Annotated in this window: 22 protein-coding genes and 1 rRNA gene; 2 read left to right on the top strand and 21 right to left on the bottom strand. The window is 57.6% G+C overall.

Annotation, left to right across the window (positions count from 1 at the left end; all coding sequences use genetic code 11):
- Positions 1-33 precede the first annotated feature (33 nt).
- On the top strand, positions 34-840 hold the full coding sequence (locus CORTU0001_RS09745) for a class I SAM-dependent methyltransferase (RefSeq protein ID WP_005329511.1): 807 nt from the start codon (positions 34-36) through the stop codon (positions 838-840).
- Here CORTU0001_RS09745 and CORTU0001_RS09740 read toward each other — a convergent pair.
- The 5 genes from CORTU0001_RS09740 to scpB all read right to left on the bottom strand — a co-directional run bounded on the left by CORTU0001_RS09740 (position 837) and on the right by scpB (position 6,168).
- Positions 837-2,222 (bottom strand): anaerobic C4-dicarboxylate transporter, encoded by a 1,386-nt coding sequence (locus CORTU0001_RS09740; RefSeq protein WP_005329510.1) that lies wholly within the window; start codon positions 2,220-2,222, stop codon positions 837-839. The two genes, CORTU0001_RS09745 and CORTU0001_RS09740, sit on opposite strands and share 4 nt — an antisense overlap.
- Before the next feature lie 156 nt (positions 2,223-2,378).
- Positions 2,379-3,959: a ribosome biogenesis GTPase Der gene (der, locus tag CORTU0001_RS09735; RefSeq protein WP_005329509.1), complete on the bottom strand. Its 1,581-nt coding sequence runs from the start codon at positions 3,957-3,959 to the stop codon at positions 2,379-2,381.
- Positions 3,952-4,647 carry a (d)CMP kinase gene (cmk, locus tag CORTU0001_RS09730; protein ID WP_005329505.1) on the bottom strand — a complete coding sequence of 232 codons (696 nt, stop codon included), beginning with the start codon at positions 4,645-4,647 and terminating at the stop codon, positions 3,952-3,954. Before cmk ends, der begins: the two co-directional genes overlap by 8 nt.
- Positions 4,647-5,558, bottom strand: coding sequence for a pseudouridine synthase (locus CORTU0001_RS09725; RefSeq protein WP_005329503.1), 912 nt, complete (start codon positions 5,556-5,558; stop codon positions 4,647-4,649). Before CORTU0001_RS09725 ends, cmk begins: the two co-directional genes overlap by 1 nt.
- A gap of 55 nt (positions 5,559-5,613) precedes the next feature.
- Positions 5,614-6,168 carry an SMC-Scp complex subunit ScpB gene (gene scpB, locus CORTU0001_RS09720; RefSeq protein ID WP_005329501.1) on the bottom strand — a complete coding sequence of 185 codons (555 nt, stop codon included), beginning with the start codon at positions 6,166-6,168 and terminating at the stop codon, positions 5,614-5,616.
- Positions 6,169-6,256: 88 nt separating this feature from the next.
- Between scpB and CORTU0001_RS09715 the strand changes: the two genes are divergently transcribed.
- Positions 6,257-6,823 carry a GNAT family N-acetyltransferase gene (locus CORTU0001_RS09715; RefSeq protein ID WP_005329498.1) on the top strand — a complete coding sequence of 189 codons (567 nt, stop codon included), beginning with the start codon at positions 6,257-6,259 and terminating at the stop codon, positions 6,821-6,823.
- On the opposite strand, the gene CORTU0001_RS09710 is transcribed toward CORTU0001_RS09715, so the two are convergent.
- The 16 genes from CORTU0001_RS09710 to rrf all read right to left on the bottom strand — a co-directional run bounded on the left by CORTU0001_RS09710 (position 6,820) and on the right by rrf (position 19,765).
- Positions 6,820-7,617 carry a segregation and condensation protein A gene (locus CORTU0001_RS09710; protein WP_005329497.1) on the bottom strand — a complete coding sequence of 266 codons (798 nt, stop codon included), beginning with the start codon at positions 7,615-7,617 and terminating at the stop codon, positions 6,820-6,822. The two genes, CORTU0001_RS09715 and CORTU0001_RS09710, sit on opposite strands and share 4 nt — an antisense overlap.
- 6 nt (positions 7,618-7,623) lie before the next feature.
- Complete coding sequence (locus tag CORTU0001_RS09705) at positions 7,624-8,496, bottom strand: ParA family protein (protein WP_034668724.1); 873 nt, start codon at positions 8,494-8,496, stop codon at positions 7,624-7,626.
- A gap of 127 nt (positions 8,497-8,623) precedes the next feature.
- Positions 8,624-9,625, bottom strand: a complete 1,002-nt coding sequence (locus CORTU0001_RS09700) for a hypothetical protein (RefSeq protein WP_005329495.1) — start codon at positions 9,623-9,625, stop codon at positions 8,624-8,626.
- Positions 9,626-9,637: 12 nt separating this feature from the next.
- Entirely contained in the window at positions 9,638-10,528 is an 891-nt protein-coding gene (xerD, locus tag CORTU0001_RS09695) for a site-specific tyrosine recombinase XerD (RefSeq protein ID WP_005329494.1), read from the bottom strand.
- Positions 10,525-11,163: an NUDIX domain-containing protein gene (locus CORTU0001_RS09690; RefSeq protein ID WP_005324666.1), complete on the bottom strand. Its 639-nt coding sequence runs from the start codon at positions 11,161-11,163 to the stop codon at positions 10,525-10,527. Before CORTU0001_RS09690 ends, xerD begins: the two co-directional genes overlap by 4 nt.
- 3 nt (positions 11,164-11,166) lie before the next feature.
- Positions 11,167-12,069, bottom strand: a complete 903-nt coding sequence (locus CORTU0001_RS09685; protein WP_005329493.1) for a copper transporter — start codon at positions 12,067-12,069, stop codon at positions 11,167-11,169.
- Positions 12,070-12,072: 3 nt separating this feature from the next.
- Complete coding sequence (steA, locus tag CORTU0001_RS09680; protein ID WP_034668711.1) at positions 12,073-13,224, bottom strand: putative cytokinetic ring protein SteA; 1,152 nt, start codon at positions 13,222-13,224, stop codon at positions 12,073-12,075.
- An 18-nt stretch (positions 13,225-13,242) separates the two neighbouring features.
- Positions 13,243-14,913, bottom strand: a complete 1,671-nt coding sequence (gene recN / locus CORTU0001_RS09675; RefSeq protein WP_005329488.1) for a DNA repair protein RecN — start codon at positions 14,911-14,913, stop codon at positions 13,243-13,245.
- Positions 14,913-15,797, bottom strand: coding sequence for an NAD kinase (locus CORTU0001_RS09670; protein WP_005329485.1), 885 nt, complete (start codon positions 15,795-15,797; stop codon positions 14,913-14,915). Before CORTU0001_RS09670 ends, recN begins: the two co-directional genes overlap by 1 nt.
- Positions 15,794-16,600 (bottom strand): TlyA family RNA methyltransferase, encoded by an 807-nt coding sequence (locus CORTU0001_RS09665; protein WP_005329481.1) that lies wholly within the window; start codon positions 16,598-16,600, stop codon positions 15,794-15,796. Before CORTU0001_RS09665 ends, CORTU0001_RS09670 begins: the two co-directional genes overlap by 4 nt.
- Positions 16,600-16,761, bottom strand: a complete 162-nt coding sequence (locus CORTU0001_RS11830; RefSeq protein WP_005329480.1) for a hypothetical protein — start codon at positions 16,759-16,761, stop codon at positions 16,600-16,602. The genes CORTU0001_RS09665 and CORTU0001_RS11830 overlap by 1 nt, the downstream gene beginning before the upstream one ends.
- Positions 16,752-17,735, bottom strand: coding sequence for an HAD-IIA family hydrolase (locus CORTU0001_RS09660; RefSeq protein ID WP_005329477.1), 984 nt, complete (start codon positions 17,733-17,735; stop codon positions 16,752-16,754). Before CORTU0001_RS09660 ends, CORTU0001_RS11830 begins: the two co-directional genes overlap by 10 nt.
- On the bottom strand, positions 17,735-18,544 hold the full coding sequence (locus tag CORTU0001_RS09655) for a tetratricopeptide repeat protein (protein WP_005329475.1): 810 nt from the start codon (positions 18,542-18,544) through the stop codon (positions 17,735-17,737). The genes CORTU0001_RS09660 and CORTU0001_RS09655 overlap by 1 nt, the downstream gene beginning before the upstream one ends.
- Positions 18,545-18,623: 79 nt before the next feature.
- Positions 18,624-18,983, bottom strand: a complete 360-nt coding sequence (locus CORTU0001_RS09650) for a hypothetical protein (RefSeq protein ID WP_034668708.1) — start codon at positions 18,981-18,983, stop codon at positions 18,624-18,626.
- A 2-nt stretch (positions 18,984-18,985) separates the two neighbouring features.
- Positions 18,986-19,435 (bottom strand): hypothetical protein, encoded by a 450-nt coding sequence (locus CORTU0001_RS09645; RefSeq protein WP_005329472.1) that lies wholly within the window; start codon positions 19,433-19,435, stop codon positions 18,986-18,988.
- Between the two features lie 212 nt (positions 19,436-19,647).
- Positions 19,648-19,765, bottom strand: a 5S ribosomal RNA gene (rrf, locus tag CORTU0001_RS09640).
- Positions 19,766-19,815: the final 50 nt, after the last annotated feature.

Here is a 19,815-nt window from a genome sequence, read left to right as displayed (position 1 = left end):
AGCCATTCTAATTCGCGGTAGGTTAGATGAGCTATGTCGACTCGCCGCCCAGATCCCTGTCACTTTCCTAGCTACCGCAAGGCCTCCACGAAGCAAGGCCCCGGTTTCCGCACTGCCGCGCAACGCACCGCCTCCGCCCAAGCCTTCCGCCGCGGCGCTAGCACGTACCACGATGTACGCCCTGGCTATCCGGACGAAGTCACTGCCCTTATCGCCCCTGCCCACACCGTAGCTGATATAGGTGCAGGTACTGGAAAGCTCACTGACTCCCTTCCCAATGAGCGGGTTATAGCCTTGGAGCCTTCCGCCGATATGGCGGGAGTTCTCGCTTCCCGTCTACACCTGCCGGTCCTGCGTGCTACGGCCGAAAACACCGCGCTTGCCGACGCCTCCTTAGACGCAGCCTGCCTCGCCCAAACCTGGCACTGGGTTGATGTGGCAGCCGCCTGCGCAGAGCTTGACCGCGTCCTAGCGCCGGGCGGAAAAATCCTCTTGGTCTGGAATACGCTCGATGTCAATGCCGACCCATGGGTTTTGCGGCTTTCTCGCATTATGCACTCTGGTGATGTACATAAACCGGGTTTCTACCCGGACTATACGGCGCCGTGGTCTTTAGAGCGAGAACTCCGCCTGACCTGGGAGCACGAACTTACCCTGGAACAACTTCACCAGCTAATGCATACCCGGTCTTACTGGCTACGCAACGGCGAAGCCATCCATGAGCGCATGACCCACAACCTGGACTGGTACCTCTACGAGCACTTGGGATATACGCCCGGACAAAAACTGCACATCCCGTACCGCACGGATGCCTTCGTGCTGGTACGGGAGTCGGATTAAAGCAGGATCTGCGCTAGGAGCGAGCCCACGACGCAGGAAGTAAATACCGAGATGGCGCCGGGAATCAGGAAGGAGTGGTTGATGACGAACTTGCCAATGTGCGTCGTTCCCGTGCGGTCAAAGCCGATGCAGGCAAGGTCCGAGGGGTAAGTGGGCAAGATGAAGTAGCCGTAGGCCGCGCCGTAGAAACCGACGATGATGGCAGGGTCGATGCCCAGCTGCAGTCCAATCGGAGCAATCGCAACCAAGGCCGCGGCCTGCGAGTTCACCAGCTTAGACACGATGACCAGCACCACGGCGTAGGCCCATGGGGCGGCCTCCACTACGGAGCCCAGGTTGGATTCCAAAGCGTCGATATGGGCTTCGAAGAAGGTATCCGCCATCCAGGCCACACCGAACACGGAGAATACTGCGGTCATGCCGGCTTTAAAAACCGGGGTGGAAGCGATCTTTTTCGGGTCAGCCTTGCAGCTGAGCAAGATAATTGCGCCAGCAACCAGCATGACCATTTGGATAACCAGGTTCATAGACAGCGGGCTCAGCTCGCCATCATCGCCCGGAACAAGCGGGCGAAGGAATTCAAAGGCACCGAGGGCGACCACGCTGGCGATAGCGACGAGGAAGATAACTACCGCACGCTTTGCCTCCGGTGAAAATTCCTCATCCATAAGCGACCCAGTGGATTGGTTGATGCTTTGGGCAAACTCAGGATCCTTCATTCGCTCCTGGAATGCCGGATCCTCGTCCAAGTCCTTGCCGCGGCGCAGCGACCACAGTGCGGCAAGAATGACGCCAGAAAGTGACGCTGGAAGAGCCACCATCAGGATCTGCGGGATGGAATAGGCGTGGTCGATAGCGCCGGCATTTTCCGCGATGATAGACGCCAAGGACACGGTGGCCACAGACACTGGAGAGGCCGTAATACCCATCTGCGCCGACGTCGAGGCGACAGCCATTGGGCGCTCTGGGCGGATGCCCTTCTTCAGGGCAATATCCTCAATGATCGGAAACATCGTGTACACCACGTGGCCCGTACCGCATAGGACCGTCAAGAACCAGGTAGTAAGCGGCGCGAGGATGGTGATGCGCTCTGGGTGGGCGCGAAGGAACTTTTCGGCAAATTGCATCATCACTTCCAACCCGCGGGCCTGTTGCAAGGTAGCCGCACAACCAATGACTGCGATGATGGTCAGCATCACTGACACCGGAGGCTCGCCCGGGGCGAGGCCGAAAACAAAGACCATGAGCATCAGACCGATGCCGGAAATTAGTCCCAGCCCGATGCCACCATAGCGAGTGCCCAAGAGCAGGGCGCTAAGGATGATGATGATCTGGAGCACGATGGCCAGAATTGAATCTGGCGCGATTACGCTGGCTAGCATACTAAGCCTTCCATCACGAGAGGATCTATAACTGGTTATATCCTATCGATCCCCACATGAACGGACATAAACGGACAGGCGAGCTAATTCTCACACCGTTTCCAGTGCAAAAATCGCTCGCCTAAATGCTATAATCCCAGCGTAACGGGCATACTGCTAGCGCTTCTTGCCGCGCCTCTCCCGCACTCGCACTGCGATGCGGATGGGCGTTCCATGAAAGCCAAAACGCTCACGGAACTTGCGCTCGAGGTAGCGGCGATAGGCCGCATCCAAAAACCCTGTCGTGAACAAGACAATCGTCGGCGGCTGCGTGGATGCCTGCGTGGCGAACAAAACGCGCGGCAGGCGGTTATTTTTCATCGGCGGAGGATTAGCTGCGATGGCCTCACGCAACCAGTTATTCAACTGACCCGTAGACACGCGCTGGTCCCAGCTTTCCAGCGCCTCGATCATGGCAGGTTCCAGCTTCTGCAGGGCGCGGCCCGTTTCGGCGGAAATATTCACACGCGTAACCCACGGTAGGTGGCTCAGCTGCTGATCGATCTCGCGGTCTAGGTAGTAGCGGCGGTCCTCATCCATGAGGTCCCACTTATTGAATGCGATAACGAGGGCTTTGCCTGCCTCTAGCACCATATTAAGCACGCGCTGATCCTGCTCAGAAATCTCCTCAGAGGCGTCGATAAGCATAATGCAGACCTCGGCAGCATCGATAACGCCGCGCGTACGCAAGGAGGCATAGTACTCATGTCCCTGCGCGTTTTTGACCTTCTTGCGCAGTCCGGCAGTATCAATGAACTTCCACAGCTGCTCATCCAGCTGTACCAAAGAGTCCACCGGATCCACGGTGGTGCCCGCGACATTATCCACCACGGATCGCTCTTCACTGGTCAGCTTATTGAGCAGGGAGGATTTACCCACATTAGGCTTGCCCACCAAAGCGACGCGGCGCGGACCAGAAGTAATCGCGGTCTGCCGCGGCTCTTCCGGAAATACCCGCAAAATCTCATCGAGCACATCCGCACCGCCGCGGCCGTGCTGAGCAGATACCGGCCACGGATCGCCCAGGCCCAGCGCATAAAACTCGGCCATATCCGCATACTGATTATCGGAATCAAACTTATTCGATACCAGAATCACCGGCACGGGGGATTTTTGCAGGCGGCGGGCCATGACCTCATCCGTCGCAGTAATTCCCACCTTAGTGTCTACCACCATGACGATGACGTCAGCAGTTTCCATCGCCACCTCTGCCTGGCGAGCGATTGCACCATGGATGCCCTTGACATTCGGATCCCAACCGCCGGTATCTTGTACCAAAAAGCGCTGCCCATTCCAGTCCGCTACATAGGAGATTCGGTCACGGGTAACGCCCGGGTGATCTTCTACCACTGCTTCGCGACGGCCAAGGAAACGATTGACCAAAGAAGACTTGCCCACATTAGGGCGACCCACGATGGCTACCGTGCACAGAGCTTCTTCGGTGTGATCATCGGACTCAACACCGAAAGCACGGGAGAGTTCCTCCCATTCCTCTTCGCTTAGCGGCTCTTCTCCTTCTGGTTCTTCACCAAAATCGGCCTCGCCGAATTCCGAGTCAACGAACTCATAGTCAAACTCCTCGGCATTGAAGTCATCAGCGGCCCAACCAGGAGAGGCTTCTACCACCTCATCATCAAACTTTCCGGCCGGGTAATGGAACTGAGTCTCCGACTCTTCCTGGGGATCATGCTTAGTCATTGACCGACTCCTTTACCACGTTAATCAGGGCCTGTATGACATCCTCAGGGCTCATATCCGAGGTATCGACTAAGGTTGCATCGTCTGCTGGGCGCAACGGCGAGGTTTTGCGTGAAGAATCTGCCGCATCGCGGCGCTGCACGTCTGCGAGTACCGTCTCGTAGTCTGAAGCGATTCCTGCCCTTTCGTTCTGCGCCTGACGTCGGCGGGCCCGGACTTCAGCAGAGGCGGTCATGAATGCTTTAGCAGGGGCATCAGCAAGCACAACGGTGCCAATATCGCGCCCTTCTACAATAGCGCGATGCGCCTCGCGGGCTAGTTTGCGCTGCAGGGCTACCAGGTTTTCCCGAACTTCCGGAATAGCAGATACGGTGGAGACATTGCGAGTGACTTCGTCTTCCCGAATAACGCGCGCGACATCCTCGCCGCCGAGAAGAACCTCGGTGGAATCTGGATCATCGGAAACTTCCAATGGCAGATCGGCTGTAGCAGCAATCACCGCGGACGTATCCGCAGGGTCCACTTCCTTACGCAACACGGCAAGAGTTGCTACACGGTACATGGCACCAGTGTCGATGTACTTTGCATCGAGTTGTTTGGCTAGGGCGCGGCACGTGGTCGACTTACCAGTCCCAGAAGGGCCATCCACAGCCAGGATGAGGCCCTGATTCGGCATATTAGAAATCATTACATCTCCACCGCCTTATACAAACTAGTCAATTCGCTGGAATTGAGAGCTCGCAGACCACCGGGCTTCATATCGCCCAACTGCACCGTATGAAGCTTGGTACGCACCAAACGCTGCACGGGGAAGCCCGCCTCTTTCAACATGCGGCGCACAATGTGCTTGCGCCCCTCATGCAGCTCAAGACGAACCAAAGAATATCCCTGGTTGGTATCTACAACCTGCGCAAAATCTGCCTTTGCCAGACCATCCTCCAACTCGATTCCTTCCTTGAGCTGTCGCACAAGCTTCCGATCGGCCTCACCCAAAACAGTGGCGAGGTAGGTCTTCGTCACCTCATACTTGGGGTGCATCAAACGGTTAGCCAACTCGCCGTCATTGGTGAGAATAAGCAGACCTTCGGTATCGGCGTCGAGGCGGCCTACGTGAAAGAGACGCTGGCCAGCAGCTACCTTTTCCGAAACCACGTCGCCTACGCACGGGCGGCCCAAGTCATCAGACATAGTGGACTGCATGCCGCGCGGCTTGTTGAGCACAAAATATTCGTGCTCCTCGTTGACATTGACGCGCACACCATCTACTCGGATGACGTCAACAGAGGGGTTTACCTTAACGCCCTGCTTGGAAATGATCTTGCCGTTGACCTCAACACGGCCGGCATCGATGAGGATTTCAGCGTGGCGACGTGAAGCAACGCCTGCCTTAGCGAGCACCTTTTGGAGACGTTCCCCCTTAGGCTTGTCTTCATCGACCAGCCAATCGGCGCCCAGTTCTCGGGCTACGGATTCTGCAGTAGCCTTCTGCTTTTTCTTTGACACATGCTGGTGACGGGCCGGCTTAGCATTAGAGACAATGATGTCACTGTCTCGCTGCTTCTTATCCGGTGTGCCGTCACGGCGAGCGGGAGGAGTCACGTACGTGTCCTTTTCTCTCGAAGATATGAAATTACCTGGGCAATCTTACCCCACGCTAGTACTCCTCGTCGATCGCCTCCACGTCAGGCAATAGCGGCGCCAAGTCCGGCAAGCGCTCCAAAGAATCAATCCCTAATAACTCGAGGAACAATTCCGTCGTCTCATAGCGGTGCGCGGCACCTTCAAAATCATCCTGCGGCAGCTCCCGCACCAATCCGCGCAGGCTTAGGGTCCGCATAACACCATCGACATTGACGCCGCGAACAGCGGCAACCTGCTGGCGGGTTATGGGCTGGCGGTAGGCTACCACCGCCAACGTCTCCAGGGCCGCACGCGAGAGCTTTGTCTGGGCGCCGTCCAAGAGGAATTCTTCTACCGCGCCTGCGTTTTCGGAACGCGTATAAAAGCGCCACCCCTCTTGGGTCTCGCGCAACTCGATACCAGAACCACGATTATTCAGCTCGCGCTGGACAGCGCGCAGGCAATCACTGACGACGTCCCTTTCCGCCCCCAAAGCACGCGCCAAGGACTCCACCGAAGCTGGGGAATCGAGCACGAGCAAGATTGACTCAAGGCGGGAACGGAGCTGCGAGATGAGGGGAAGGTCCATAGACGCCAAGCTTACTGCAGCGGAAAACGACGCCTGAAATTTCCTAAATCACTTTCGCTTCTAAATGTGAGTCGGGTAACATATTGCCATGGAAACTATTACCCGCACTGACAGACTCATTCTCATCCCACTGTCCGCCGCCAATATCGAAGAGACCCACAAGGTCTACAGCGACGGACGAATTTGGAGCCACCGACCCAACGGGCGCTTTGCTGATATCCGCACCACCCGTGCACTCGCGCAATCCTCCTCCCAGTCGTGGGACGCCCACCATTTTGGACCATGGGCCGCCTACATGCGCCATAATCCTTCTGAGTTCGTCGGAGTTGGTGGGGCCATTTTTGTCGAAGACGGAAATTTCTGGGACATCAAATACCGCCTCCGCCCTGCTCACTGGGGCTCAGGATTTGCTACAGAGATCACTTCGGCGACGCTAAAGAGCATCCGCCAGGTTGATCCTGAATCCCCCATCACCGCCCGAGTGACGACCAACCACCCAGCAGCGATCCGGGTCATTGAAAAGCAAGGACTCCAACAAGTGTGGGAAGGCCGCCGCGTGGGCACCGAGGACAACCCAGATGAGCCTGACGTACGCGTCTATTCTGATCGCGAGCTGGCCCCTGAGACCCTGAAGTTTATCCAGCAGCGTCCTTAGTCCCAGTTCGCGGCGGCAACTACCGCTGGGTCAACGTCCAAACCCGTCCACGAAAGGTCCAACTGGCCCAGCGCTTCTTCCTGTTGTGCGTCAACCGCCTTGGCCTTGTACAACTCCAAAAGAGCCAAGAAACGGCCCACAACTTGCATAGAAACCGTGCAATCGCGGGTCAGGGAACCAAAACTCATCCATTGACCGGCGCCCAGTAGCTTTAGGGTTTCCAGGATCTTGCCGGCTTGCTCTGGAACCGATACCGCCACAGAGTGCACGTGGCCGGTGGCCACTTCTTCCGGCGGCTTTGGGCGGAAGACTCCCGCGGCGAGCTCTGCGAAACTGGCTGGCGTATGGCCGAGGGAGACAGGAGGCAGTAGTTCCGCAAACTTCTCCTCGATAGCTACCGCCCGCGGATAGCTCCGCTGGGCCTCGCGCTGCCACTGCGCAAATTGGTCCGCTACTAGTTTATAGGCCTTATATTGCAAAAGACGAGCAAAAAGAAGGTCCCGCGACTCCAGCAGCTCCAAGTCTTCAATCTCGTCGACATCACCGCGAGGAAGGAGCCGCGCCGCCTTTAAGTCCAAAAGCGTCGCTGCCACCAGCAAAAAATCAGTGGTTTCATCCAAATCCGCAGACTCGCCCAGCTGCCGCGTATAGGCGACAAACTCGTCCGTTACCTCTGAAAGCGCAACATCAGTCACGTCCATCTTTTTGGACTGGATAAGCTGCAAAAGCAGGTCAAATGGGCCCTCAAAATTTCGCAGTGCAATGCGAAAGCCCGTAATCTCCGGCTGGGTCACGATACCTTAAACGGTCGAGCGCTCAATGACCTCTTTGGCCAGGTTGCGATACTGCTGCGTAGCAGGAGAGTTTGGCGCCCACGTAGTAATCGGCTCTCCGGCCACTGACGTTTCCGGGAAACGAACGGTCCGAGTAATTACGGTGTCAAAGACTTTATCGCCAAAATAGTCCACCACTCGGGACATAACTTCCCGAGCATGCTTCGTGCGGCGATCAAACATGGTCACCAAGATGCCCATGACCTCAAGATCAAAGTTGATACGGTCAGAGACCTTTTCCACCGTGTCAGTCAATAGCGCTAAACCACGCAGGGAGAAGAACTCGCACTCCATTGGGATGATCACGCCCTGGGAGCAGGCAAGCGCGTTGACGGTAAGCAGCCCCAAGGAGGGCTGGCAGTCGATGATGATGAAGTCATAATCGCGCCGCACTGGGCGCAGGGCCCGAGCTAGCGTGTGTTCGCGGCCTACTTCATTGACCATCTGAATTTCCGCAGCAGAAAGGTCAATATTAGCCGGTACCAAATCCAGGCCTGCTACCCCAGTGTGCTGGATAGCGGAGTGAATAGAAGTATGGCTATCGAGCATGACGTCATAGATAGTGTCCTCGATATCGTCATGTGTGAGCCCCAAACCTGCCGAAAGCGCACCCTGCGGGTCAAGGTCAACCAAGAGGACTTTACGCCCATACTCAGCGAGGCAGGCTCCCATATTAATGGTGGAGGTGGTCTTACCCACGCCACCCTTTTGGTTACACATCGAGATAATGGTGGCCGGCCCATGCTTTTCCAAGGGTGCGGGTTCTGGCAACTCGCGGATAGGACGACCGGTCAGCCCCACCTCTACATCAGAGGCAGAAAAGAGACCCTCTTCGCTCACAGTCACACCTGCTTCCTTGACGCCAAGTTCCGGACCATGACACTTGGCTTAGGGTTGATTACAACGTTGTCATTAAAGCGTACCCGCTACAGCAAGAAAGTACCGAGACTTAGTTTATATCAAGCTTTTAGCGTTGACTAGAACGTCGTTTGAGCGCGGCCACGAGAGCGATCAGAACGATAAGGATCGCCGCAGCTGCCCCTCCGATAATCCAGCCCATATGCGAGCTCTCATTTTCATCTTTGGGTTCTTCCTGTTGCCGCTTATCGAGGTTCTCCGACTCAGATTGATAATTAGGGTCCTGCAAAGTGACGATGAGGGCGGCACCAGAGCCATCATTGCGCAGCAACTGCATAATGAAGGGATTATCAGGCGCTTCTCCCTCTGGATACGTCAGAGTGAGGGTGCGTGATGAAGCATCCACGTCGCGCTTTACGCCTTGGATAATATTTCCTTCACCATCAAGGTAGCGCAGCTTAACGTCGTTTTCTTCCGTGTCCTTAAACTGCTGGTAGAGGTCATAGGCCTGCTTGAGCCCCATCTTCGCGGTAATAGTATTGCCTTCAATATGGGATTCAAGGTTGACGTATTCCGCGCCTTCTAGATTGGCCTCCCCTGCAGGCTTACGTTCCGGTTTTTTACCTGGCACTACCGGGAGATTTTCCTTCCCCTTCGCCGGCGCGGGCTTGTCCGCCCCACCTTCGTCTCCCTTGCCTGCCGGGGCATTGCCGCCTTCATCCGACTTATTCGGCGCCGGGCCAGGCGCTGGAGCTGGAGCGCCCTCTGCACCGTCGATTTCTTCCTGAACGTCCTCCTGCGCCACCGAACCATCGGCCACGAGCGTGAGAGTCGCATTCATACCTTGGGCGGAGACGGGAACAGAGATTTGGCCGCCATCTGCCGGGGCGGTGATGGTAGCGGAGGTACCTGAGGCGGAGACGTTCCACCCATCGCCGGAGTAGTTGGCTTCGGCCGGCACGGGCAAGCTTACAGTCGTGGTCTGGCCGGCAGGAACCGAAATGGGAGCGGCAATAGCAGCCTCTACTTCCGGCGGCAGCTGGGCGTGTGCCACCGCTGGGAAAAACAATGCGGCAGAAATCGCCGCACCAACTACACGAGTTGAAAACATATAGGTCCTTTCTTAGGCACGGGGGTGCGCAGTGCGCCAGACCTCGCGCAAGGAGTCGGCAGTGACGTGAGTATATATTTGCGTTGTTGTCACCGAGGAATGTCCCAGTAATTCTTGCACGGTGCGCACATCTGCGCCGCCTTCAAGCAGGTGCGTCGCAAAAGAATGCCGCAAGGTGTGCGGAGAAATGGATTTTCCCAATTGCGCCCGCTGCGCTGCAGTCTTCAACACAGTCCACGCACTTTGACGGGATAAAGCGCCGCCACGGGTATTGAGAAACAACGCCGGCGTCTTACCTTTGCTCAGCGCCGGTCGCGCCCGCACCAGGTAGGCATCGAGAGCCTGGCGGGCATGCGAGCCCACTGGCACAATCCGTTCTTTGTCTCCCTTGCCCCGCAAGCGTATTACTTCCTGCGCGGAGGACACGTCATCAACGTTGAGGGAGACAATTTCCGAGATTCGCGCGCCGGTGCCATAGAGCATCTCCAGCAGGGCGCGGTCGCGCACATCTACCGGGGTCTCAGTAGGAGTCGCTTCAATGAGGGCGGTGACCTCATCTACCGATAATGTCTCCGGCAAATGCTGCCCGGTTGACGGAGGGGTTACCTCAACCGCAACATCAACGTCCACTACGCCTTCTGACACGGCAAATTTATGCAGTCCGCGAGCAACGATGAGCGCTCGGTTGGCTGAGGACACAGCCATGTGTGAGCGCAGGTCTTTAAGATAAGCCTCCACCATCGGTCGCGTCACCGACCGCAGATCCTCTACCCCGTTATCCCCCAGCCATGCAAGGTAGCGGCGGACATCGCGGCGATAGTTGCTCAAGGTGTTGGCGGAAACGCCGCGCTCGACTGCTAGATGATTAAGCCACGTCTGCGCTATGTTTTCTAGCGCACTCACAGCTGCTTTAGGTCCGCGCCCGTGCGGCGGGAGCTCATCGAGGTCGGTCGAAGGTCGAACGGCTCCTCCACGCTGCGGGTCTGCTTGCCGCCGCGCAGCACAGCGTAGGCGGCCAAGATACCGCTGCAGGCAATGGAATTGACGATGTCACCGCGCAGCACCTTGTCGACGGCCTCGTCGAGGCCCACCCAGGCGACTTCCATATCGGCTTCTTCGTCACCGGTAGCCTCCATCCGGGGGACGTCGGAAAGCTCCGAGGCAAGGAATACGCGAACCGCTTCTTCGCAGAAACCCGGCGAGGTCACAAGGTCCGTCAGCACGGACCACGTCTGTGCGCTCAGGCCGGCCTCTTCCTGCAGTTCACGCTGGGCGCCGGTTAGCTCATCCTCACCGCGTACGTCGAGCAATCCCGCCGGCAGTTCCCACAGGCGCTTTCCCACGCTGTGGCGGTACTGATACACCATCGCAATACGCTCGTCTGAGTCCACTGCCACGACGGCCACAGCACCTAGGTGCTCGACTACTTCCCGGGAGGCAGAAACGCCGCCGGGCATGACTACCTCGTCGCGGCGGAGGGCGAGAATGGGGGCTTCGACAAGCAGCTGCGAATCAAGCACCTTGAAATCATGCGCCATGGGCTATTCCTTTCCCGGCAAGGCGGAGTCAGCAGTTTCGGTGGCGCCATAGTCGCCCTGGCCACCATCAAGTTGTTCCTGGGTGGCCAGAATGACCGCAATGCGCTCCACTGCCCGTTCGGTGCCATCGACCGTAGACAGCGCCGCGTCCTGATCACGCACCTGAGCTAGCGCCTTATCATCCTGGGTCTGCTTGGTGCGCCCGCTCAACACCACGGACCCATTGACATCATCCAACCCGGTGGCAAATTCTGCCAGCGCGGTGGACGGGTAGCCTCGCAGGCCATTTCCAGAGACCACGATGATGGCCTGGGCAGGCACGATGGTGCCATCTTCGTAATCAATAAAGCCCTCGTCGCGCAGCTTATGGAGCACATCCGCACGCTCTTGTACCGATGCCATGGGCTTCGTGCTCTCAGGATCCATAGACAGCGCAGTACCCAGGACCTCACCGCTGATGGCTCCGGCCGAATCCAAGTCCTTGATATCTGCCTTCTTGGGCGCAGTATCTTTCAATATGGGAAGCAGCTTGTCCTTAGTTTCGGGGCGCAAGAAGTCCTTGGTCAGCTTAATCTCACCGGCCTCCGTGGCATCGGAAGACTCCAAGAGCTTCCGGATCGCGTCTACATCGCCGCCATTGGCGTCATCGGTGGCGACGATGAGTACTGGGCGCTGCGACAAGACTCCATCAACCATTTCCGCCCCAGAATCGGCCACGATCTTGTCGCTGGCGTCATTTTGGGTCTGCAGAATCTTATTGTCCTGGACCACCTTGCGGTGCTCTTCGCGGATGGGATCGTCGTCTGCCATGCTGGTGGTCAGGTTTGGCGCAATCACCAGGGCGCCTAAGGCTACGCCCACGGCCGCGCCGAAGCCCAAGCCTGCTACAAGTTCAGTCTTGGCCATGGCCTATGCGCCCCCAAAGAGGCTGGACCAGGTTTCGCTGAGGTTGCTAGCAAAGTCCTGGCTGCCGCCGAAACCGACGATGAGGATGACAGCCGCAATGGCAACCAGGATTCCCAGTACTGCCCACAGCCAGCCAAGGTTGGAGGAAGGCGCACTGTAGAGATTAATCACCGCATCGGCGTCGACCACCTTGGTACCGGCCTTGAGGCGGGAAAGCACGGCAGAGGGGTTGGTGCGGTCAGCAAAGATATCATCGAGGTCCACCCCGCCGCCGGCCTGCACAATGAGATCGGCGCCGTGGTAATCAGCAAAGAGCAGGCCCAAGTCGGTACCGGAATGCGTTGCTGCGGGGAAGGTCATCGCACCAATGCCCAGGTCCTGGATGCGGTCGAGGCCTTCTACCTCGCCCTCCGGGTCCGCAGGAACGATTACGCGGGCGCCGCAACGCAGAGCTTCATCGCTCACGCTATTCGGATCCCCAATAATGAAATCCGGCTTATATCCTTGGGCCAGCAAGGAATCTGCCGCTGCTCCCACTGCAATCAGCAGCGGCTCATACTCACGGATAAAGTTGCGCAGCTGCTTGAGCTGTTCGCGGTGCCGATCGGTAGGTGAAAAGAGCACAACCTTGCGGCCGGCGATTTCGGAGCCGGAGGCGGGGACGCCGAGGCCGTCGATAAGCAGCGGGCCTTCCGAGTTAATAAAGTCAATGGAATTGCCAAAGAAGGATTCCATGTGGTCAATCAGCGCGCCCTGCGCCGCGGTGAAGTTCTTTTCTGCTCGCTCACGGGTTACCACGCGGCCGGTGCCGAGCGCCTTATCGCCGCTAAAGACGGTGCCGTCCTCCCCGATACGCGCCTTCTTGCCTTCTTTGAACTCGGAAACAAAGGATTGGCCAACGCCTTCAAGGAGGGTAATGTCGGCGTCAAGCAACATGTGCGGGCCATAATTAGGGACCGTGCCGGTAGAAAACTCCGCCACATTAATGACGGCGGAGGGCTTAAGGTCTACGAGAGTTTGAGCCTCGTGGCGAGAGATATTGGCCGCATCAATTACGGCGACATCGCCTTCACTAAACTTTTTCATCCCCTTAGCGCCTGGAGTGCAATCGCGCAGTGCACCAGGCTGCTCGGGGTTACGGGAAAACAGAGCCATGGCCCTATTGTGGCGTGATTATGGTTTCGAGTGGGCGAGGCGCGCGGAAGCTTCTTCCTGTGCGCGGTCAAAAAGCTCCTGCGCGTGCGCGCGGCCGGTCTCGGTATCGTCCAACCCCGCCAGCATGCGAGCCAGTTCCTCCACGCGCTCCTCCTGTGACAGCTCGGCCACGCCAGAGGTAAATTTCTCCTTCGATACATGCAGGTGAGCATCAGCATACGCGGCCACCTGCGGCAAGTGGGTCACCACAATCACTTGGTTGTGTACCGCCAAGCGCGCCAAGCGCCGGCCGATCTCTACCGCTGCGCGGCCACCCACGCCTGCATCAACCTCATCGAAGACCAAGGTGGCGCCGTCCTCGTCCGCCAGCACGACCTCCAAGGCCAGCATGACACGGGAGAGTTCGCCGCCCGAGGCAGCAGAGGCAATCGGCTTGCCATTCAACTGCAGCTCGGCCGCGTCTGCGCCGGACTTAGAATATTTCGCCTGCGTGAGCTCGACCGTCAAGGTCGAATTTGGCATGGCTAGGCCGTGGAGCTCCTGCGTTACCTGCTCGCCCAGGGCCTTCGCCGCTTTCCGACGCCCCTTTGTCAGCTCCCCTGCCCGCTCAATCATTACCGCTTCAGCGTCTTTGACCTGCTGTTTCAGCTCCTCCAGGGCTTCTGTGGAGGTATCCATAGACTCCAGTTTTGCCGCTGCCTCATTGCGCCAAGCTACAACTCCATCAATATCCCCCGCGTATTTTCTGGTCAACGTGCGCAATTCCTGCTGCCGCTGGAGGGACCTTTCCAACAGGTGCGGATCCGCCGGCAGCCCGGCTAGATACCCACCGAGCTCGCCGGAGATATCGCCCAACTGCGTCGAGATCTCGCTGAGCCGTTCGCCCAAGGCCGCCAGTTCCTTATCGGTGGACCCCGCCAAGGCAGAAACCGCCCGGCCTAGCAGTGCCGAGGCGGCCTCTTCCAGTTCCTCGGTGCCGTCGATGGAAGCCAAGGCAATTTCCGCGGACTCGCGCAGCCCATCGACGTCTTGCAGCTTGCGAACCAGCTGCACCAGTTCCTCGTCCTCGCCGGGTTCTGGGGCAATACCATCGATCTCATCGACGGCGAATTGCAGGCGGTCAACCTCTTGCGCCAGCTCGCGGCGCTGCTCCGTACGCCGCTTATAATCCTTGGCGAGGCTCCGCCACTCTTTGAAGGCCTCGGTATAGCGCTCTCGCACACGCGCCAATTTCGGATCCGCACGGTCTACCGCACCCAGTTGTTCCTCGGGCGCGAGCAAACGCAGCTGATCATTTTGCCCGTGGACCGTTATAAGCTCGCGCGCGAAATCGCCCAGAGTTGCAGCCGGCACCGCACGGCCGCCTAAATAGGCCCGCGATCTTCCGGCGGCAGAGACCGTGCGTGAAACGATATACTCGCCATTTTCGTCAGCATCGCCGCCGACCGACTCCACCAACTCACGGATGGATTCTTTCGACGAAGAAAAGTGCCCCTCCACTGCAGCCTTCTTCGCGCCATCGCGCACTCGAGAGGCGTCCGCGCGACCACCGGCTAAGAGCCTTAAACCAGTAACCACCATGGTCTTACCCGCACCGGTTTCACCGGTAAGCACGGTAAGGCCCGCGGATAGTTCCGCAGAGCTCTGGCTAATGACGCCAAGATCATTGATGGAAATATCGACGAGCACTACTTCTCCTTCGGCCCGCGCCACCCTTCTACGGGCAGGCGCAGCTTCGAGACTAAACGGTCAGTAAAAGGTTGGTCATCCAAGCGTACCCACCGCACCGGACGCTCGCCTCGCACTACTTCCACACGTGCCCCTGCTGGCATCGCAAATTCGCGGAAGCCATCTAATATCACGGTGGCGGGAGTCGTGCGCATCGTCGATTCGACGGCTACTAAAGAATTGGGCGATACAACCAATGGCTTGGTAAACAGCGCATGCGCATTATTCGGCACTACCAAGATTGCATCCAGAGAGGGCCACAACACCGGACCACCTGCGGAAAACGCATAGGCGGTCGATCCAGTGGGCGTGGAAATCAGCACCCCATCGCAGCCAAAGGACGACACTGGCCGGCGGTCGACTTCCAAGATTGCATCTAGCACGCCGGAGCGGTTTTGGTTTTCTACCGAAGCCTCATTCAAAGCCCAGCTGCGATTAAGAAGGGTTCCCTCCTCATCAAAGATGGACACATCAATGGTGAGGCGATCTTCAATGCGGTAGCGTTTTTCAATCACGCGCACCAAGGCCTGGTCGAGGGACTCGACCTCCCACTCGGCGAGGAATCCCACGTGTCCTAGGTTGATGCCAAGCACCGGAATATCTACGGCACGCGCCATGTCGGCGGCGCGGAGGAAGGTTCCATCGCCGCCTAAAACCAGTACCAATTCGCAGCCCGCGGCCGCATCTTCGGTGTGAGGTACATGCTTCAATCCCGGCAGTACCTTTTCGTCCGCGCACACTCGTACGGTAATTCCCGCATCTTGCAAAAGCTCTGCCGCACGCGAGGTCGCTTCCAGGTTCTGCTGGCGGTTGGCATGAGGCACCAACAGGATCTCACGTGTCATTGCGGGCCTTCCTCGACTGCGCGGTCAATCATTTCTTCCACTTTAGCCGGATCTGTGGACTGGCCGTCCTTTTTCAGCCACAGGAAGTACTCCACATTGCCGCTTGGCCCAGGCAGCGGTGATGCCACAGCCCCATGCATACTAAGCCCCAGCGACAACGCAAATTCAGCGACTTCCTTGGTTACTTCTTTGCGCAGCTCCGGTGAACGAACCACGCCACCGCTTCCAAGGCGCTCTTTGCCCACTTCAAACTGAGGCTTCACCATAGGCAACAACCAAGCGCCGTCCTTCAGGCAATCCACAATGGCCGGCAATACCAAGCGGAGGGAAATGAAGGACAAGTCACCTACCATGCCGTCGCAGGGGCCGTCGGTAAGCTCCAGCGTTAAATTCCGGATATTGGTGCGGTCTAAAACGGTTACGCGGTCATCGTTTTGCAGGCGCCAGAGCAGCTGCCCATAGCCCACGTCGACAGACAGCACTTCCTGCGCACCATATTCCAAGCACACGTCCGTAAAGCCACCGGTAGAAGCGCCGGCATCGAGGATGCGACCGTTCATGTCAACGTCGAACGCCGCCAAGGCGCCCAAAAGCTTGTGGGCGCCACGTGAAGCCCACTTGTCTTCTTCGGCTTCCTCTACCTTGATGGAAACCTCGGGCTCTACAATCGACGCCGGCTTTTGCGCCTTGAAGCCACCAACCGTGACACGGCCAGATTTAATCATCTCCCGAGCCTGCTCACGTGACCGCGCAATCTTTCGGCGCACCAGCTCCGCATCTAACCTACGACGTTGTGGGGGCATTAATTCTCCTGCAATGCATCGCGCAGCACATTGTGAGCGCGATCAAGCTGTTCTACTTCAGCGGCCAAATCCGCTGCATCTTCTCCAAGGATCTCCGCTACTTCCGCATCGATCTCTGCCGGCTCCTTGACGGCTCGAAAGTCGTGCGGCTTTACCGCCATTGCGCAACAACCTTTTCCGCACGCTCGCTACGCGGCTGAATATAGCGCGGCGGCGACGGCATGGCCCATGCAACTTCCAACACGGTGCGCAATGCCTGAACGGAGGTAGACTTTTCGTCGCCGCCCTCGAGCAGAAGGTCATGGCCATCGCACCGCGCCGTAAATCCACCCTGTGCTCCAGGACGAGCGACAGAGACAGGAAGGGCCAGCTCGTGCATTCCTGCGCCGATAAAGTTAGGGCGTGCCTCCACGGGTGCCTCAATCAGCTCCAACTCACCAGAAACGCCGGTGAGCACATGGAAGGTATCCATTGCTGCAGAGTTGCCACCTGCAATATCAGTATCCAGACGGTCGCCCACAGCAAGTGGCTTCTTCGCGCCGATTTGCTTTGCGGCAAAAGTAAACATGGCCGGCTCAGGCTTGCCAGCAGATACCGGCTCTACACCAGTGGCTGACTGGATGGCAGCAACCAGAGAACCATTTCCCACAGCAAGACCTCTCTCAATTGGCAGAGAGGTATCAAGGTTAGAGGCAAAGAACTTGGCTCCCTGGCGGATGGCCAAGGCACCTTCAGTCAAGTGTTCCCAGCCAACCGAGCGGTCAAAGCCTTGCACAACGGCAGCAGGCTTGTCATCGGCGCTGGAGACTACCTTGAAGCCCATCTCCCGGGCCAAGTCACGGAGGGAATCGGCACCGATGATAAGCAGCTTTGCCCCAGCTGGGACCTCTTCGGCTGCTAGTTGTAGAACCGCTTGCGCAGAGGTAACGATCTGTTCCGTACCCGCGGTGAGACCGATGTCCGCTAGCATCTTCGCCACTGCCTGTGGGCTGCGCGAAGCATTGTTGGTCACATACACTGCCGGCACTCCGCAGGTGTTGATGACGTCCACCACGTTAGAAAGCGGGCGACCGCCTTCCCACACAGTGCCATCGAGATCAAGAAGAAGAGCGTCGTGCTTGCTGAGAACCGTCACTACTTGCACTCCTCAAGGCGCTCGGCAGCATCAGTCCAGTCGCCTTCATCAATAGAAACTGCGTGCTCAAACCAGTCCCGAGCCTCGTCCTTTCGGCCTGCTTCAAGCAGAGCATTACCGTAGGCATAAGCAAGACGGCACGCGCTTACCCCGCGGGCATCGCGATCAGGATGTGCGCGCTGAATGGTGACAACCGCGGACTCGGCTTGCCCCATGTCTAGGCGGGCGCCGGCCAGAACAATCGCCAGCTCAATCTTGGACTCTTCATCAAGTTCCGATGCTTCCTCCGCACGACCTAGCTCCAGCGCCTTCTCCGGGCGGCCCAAACCGCGCTCGCAATCCGCCATTACTGCAAGCATTCCGGGGCCACCGGAAATGCGTCGCGCGGCACGCAGCTCAGCAAGGGCTTCCTTCCACTCGCCCGCACGATACGCAGCAATGCCATTGACCTCACGAGCAATTGCGACGCGGCCAGCGCGGTCCTTGGCGGCACGCGCATGCCGCAATGCGAGCTTAGGATCATCTTCCATCCACGTCGCGGCCATGATCATATGCTTAGCGACGGCCTCGGAGTTCTCCTTCGATAGCGACTTCAGGTCCTGCAGCACCATCGGGTCCAGGTCGTTGACATCTACCTCTGCCGGGATGTCTGGGTCACTCATGCGACGGTTAATGCGTTCCTCACGGTATCCGGAGCGCTGCGGCGAAAAAGACTTCTTCTTCCGAGAATCGCCCTTAAAATCACGGCCCTTGTTATTGCGTGGCTTGCGGTCACGTCCGCCGCGCCCATTGGGATTGCGCTCCGACATTCAGCCCTACCCTTTCTTGGTTGGAACTAGCACAGAAATACCGGCCCTATTCTACAACCCGCAAACAAAAAGCCGGAATTTAGATCCTGACGGGCTGCCGCAGCGCTACCCAAACATTACTCATCAAACCAACCCAGAGGCACACCGTGACGAAACGGATGCTACCACCAAGAACAAGTAGCGCGCCTAGCGCCCCGTAGACAACAAATAGCAGGCCCCACAGCGCTTGACGACGCACCGCCTTCCTCAATGCAGCCCAACCGAGAAGAATCACTGCGATCAGAATCAAGACCGCGCCAGTCGCAGCGTCCCACCAGCCCTCACTGCCACCTTCACACGAAATAGACAAGAGCAAAGATCCCAGCAGCGCAGTGCCGATACCGAATAAGACCCTAGTCCCAGAAACATCTAGCGGTCTTTTAGAAGAGAAATCAGACACCCCTAAATCTCCTTAAGCCGCTGCGAAAAATATTCACGGTTAAATTCTTGATTCTCAGCGAATTCCCTGAGCACGCCCGGCCAAGTCGGATACGCATCGATGAGGTTCTCTGCGACATTCAATAGTGGTGAGAATGCAATCTCTCCCCATCTAACGCCTATGCCTACCCGTTCAGAGTATGGTGTGCTGCTCAATGGGCCTAGAGCCCACTGGCTACCGGACGCAGCATTCATCCATGTACCGCTGATAGCCAGTATTCGGGAGCCCTTGTCTTCGTAGCTGTGCTTGGAGTTTAAGACGTCTAGCACCGCGCCGAACGGAAACTCTTTAGAGCCCTGGGTGACTTGTTCTTCCTGCTCCGGCGATAGCTCCGCGAGCATTGAAGGAATCGCAACCGCGTGAAACTCTTCTAGGCGTTTTCCAAACTGCCGATGATAGCCGTCGAACCACATGAGTTTCCCCCCCCAAACTATTGAGTGGATAAGTGTAGCGAAGATGCAATGAAAAGTTTGCTCTTCAGGACATTATTCGGAATAGCCCTCAAGATGGCATCACAGACAATCGCGGTAAAACGACAAATGAAGCCGAAGAGACTTTGCCACTTAGCGGTCCGCTGTCTTCTACGGCTTCATCATTACGGTATTCAATTGTTTTTGTTGTTTGGTGTCGGCGGTGACTTACTCTCCCACAACCTCCCGGTTGCAGTACCATCAGCGTGTGCAGGCTTAGCTTCCGGGTTCGGAATGGGACCGGGCGTTTCCCTGCAGCTATTGACCACCGACAAACATGCGAAGCACATACCCTTACTTTTTTGGGTGCCCACCTAAGGGGT

It is taken from the genome of Corynebacterium tuberculostearicum SK141 (assembly GCF_000175635.1).
Classification (GTDB): domain Bacteria; phylum Actinomycetota; class Actinomycetes; order Mycobacteriales; family Mycobacteriaceae; genus Corynebacterium; species Corynebacterium tuberculostearicum_C.
This window is presented reverse-complemented; position numbering and strand designations above follow the sequence as displayed.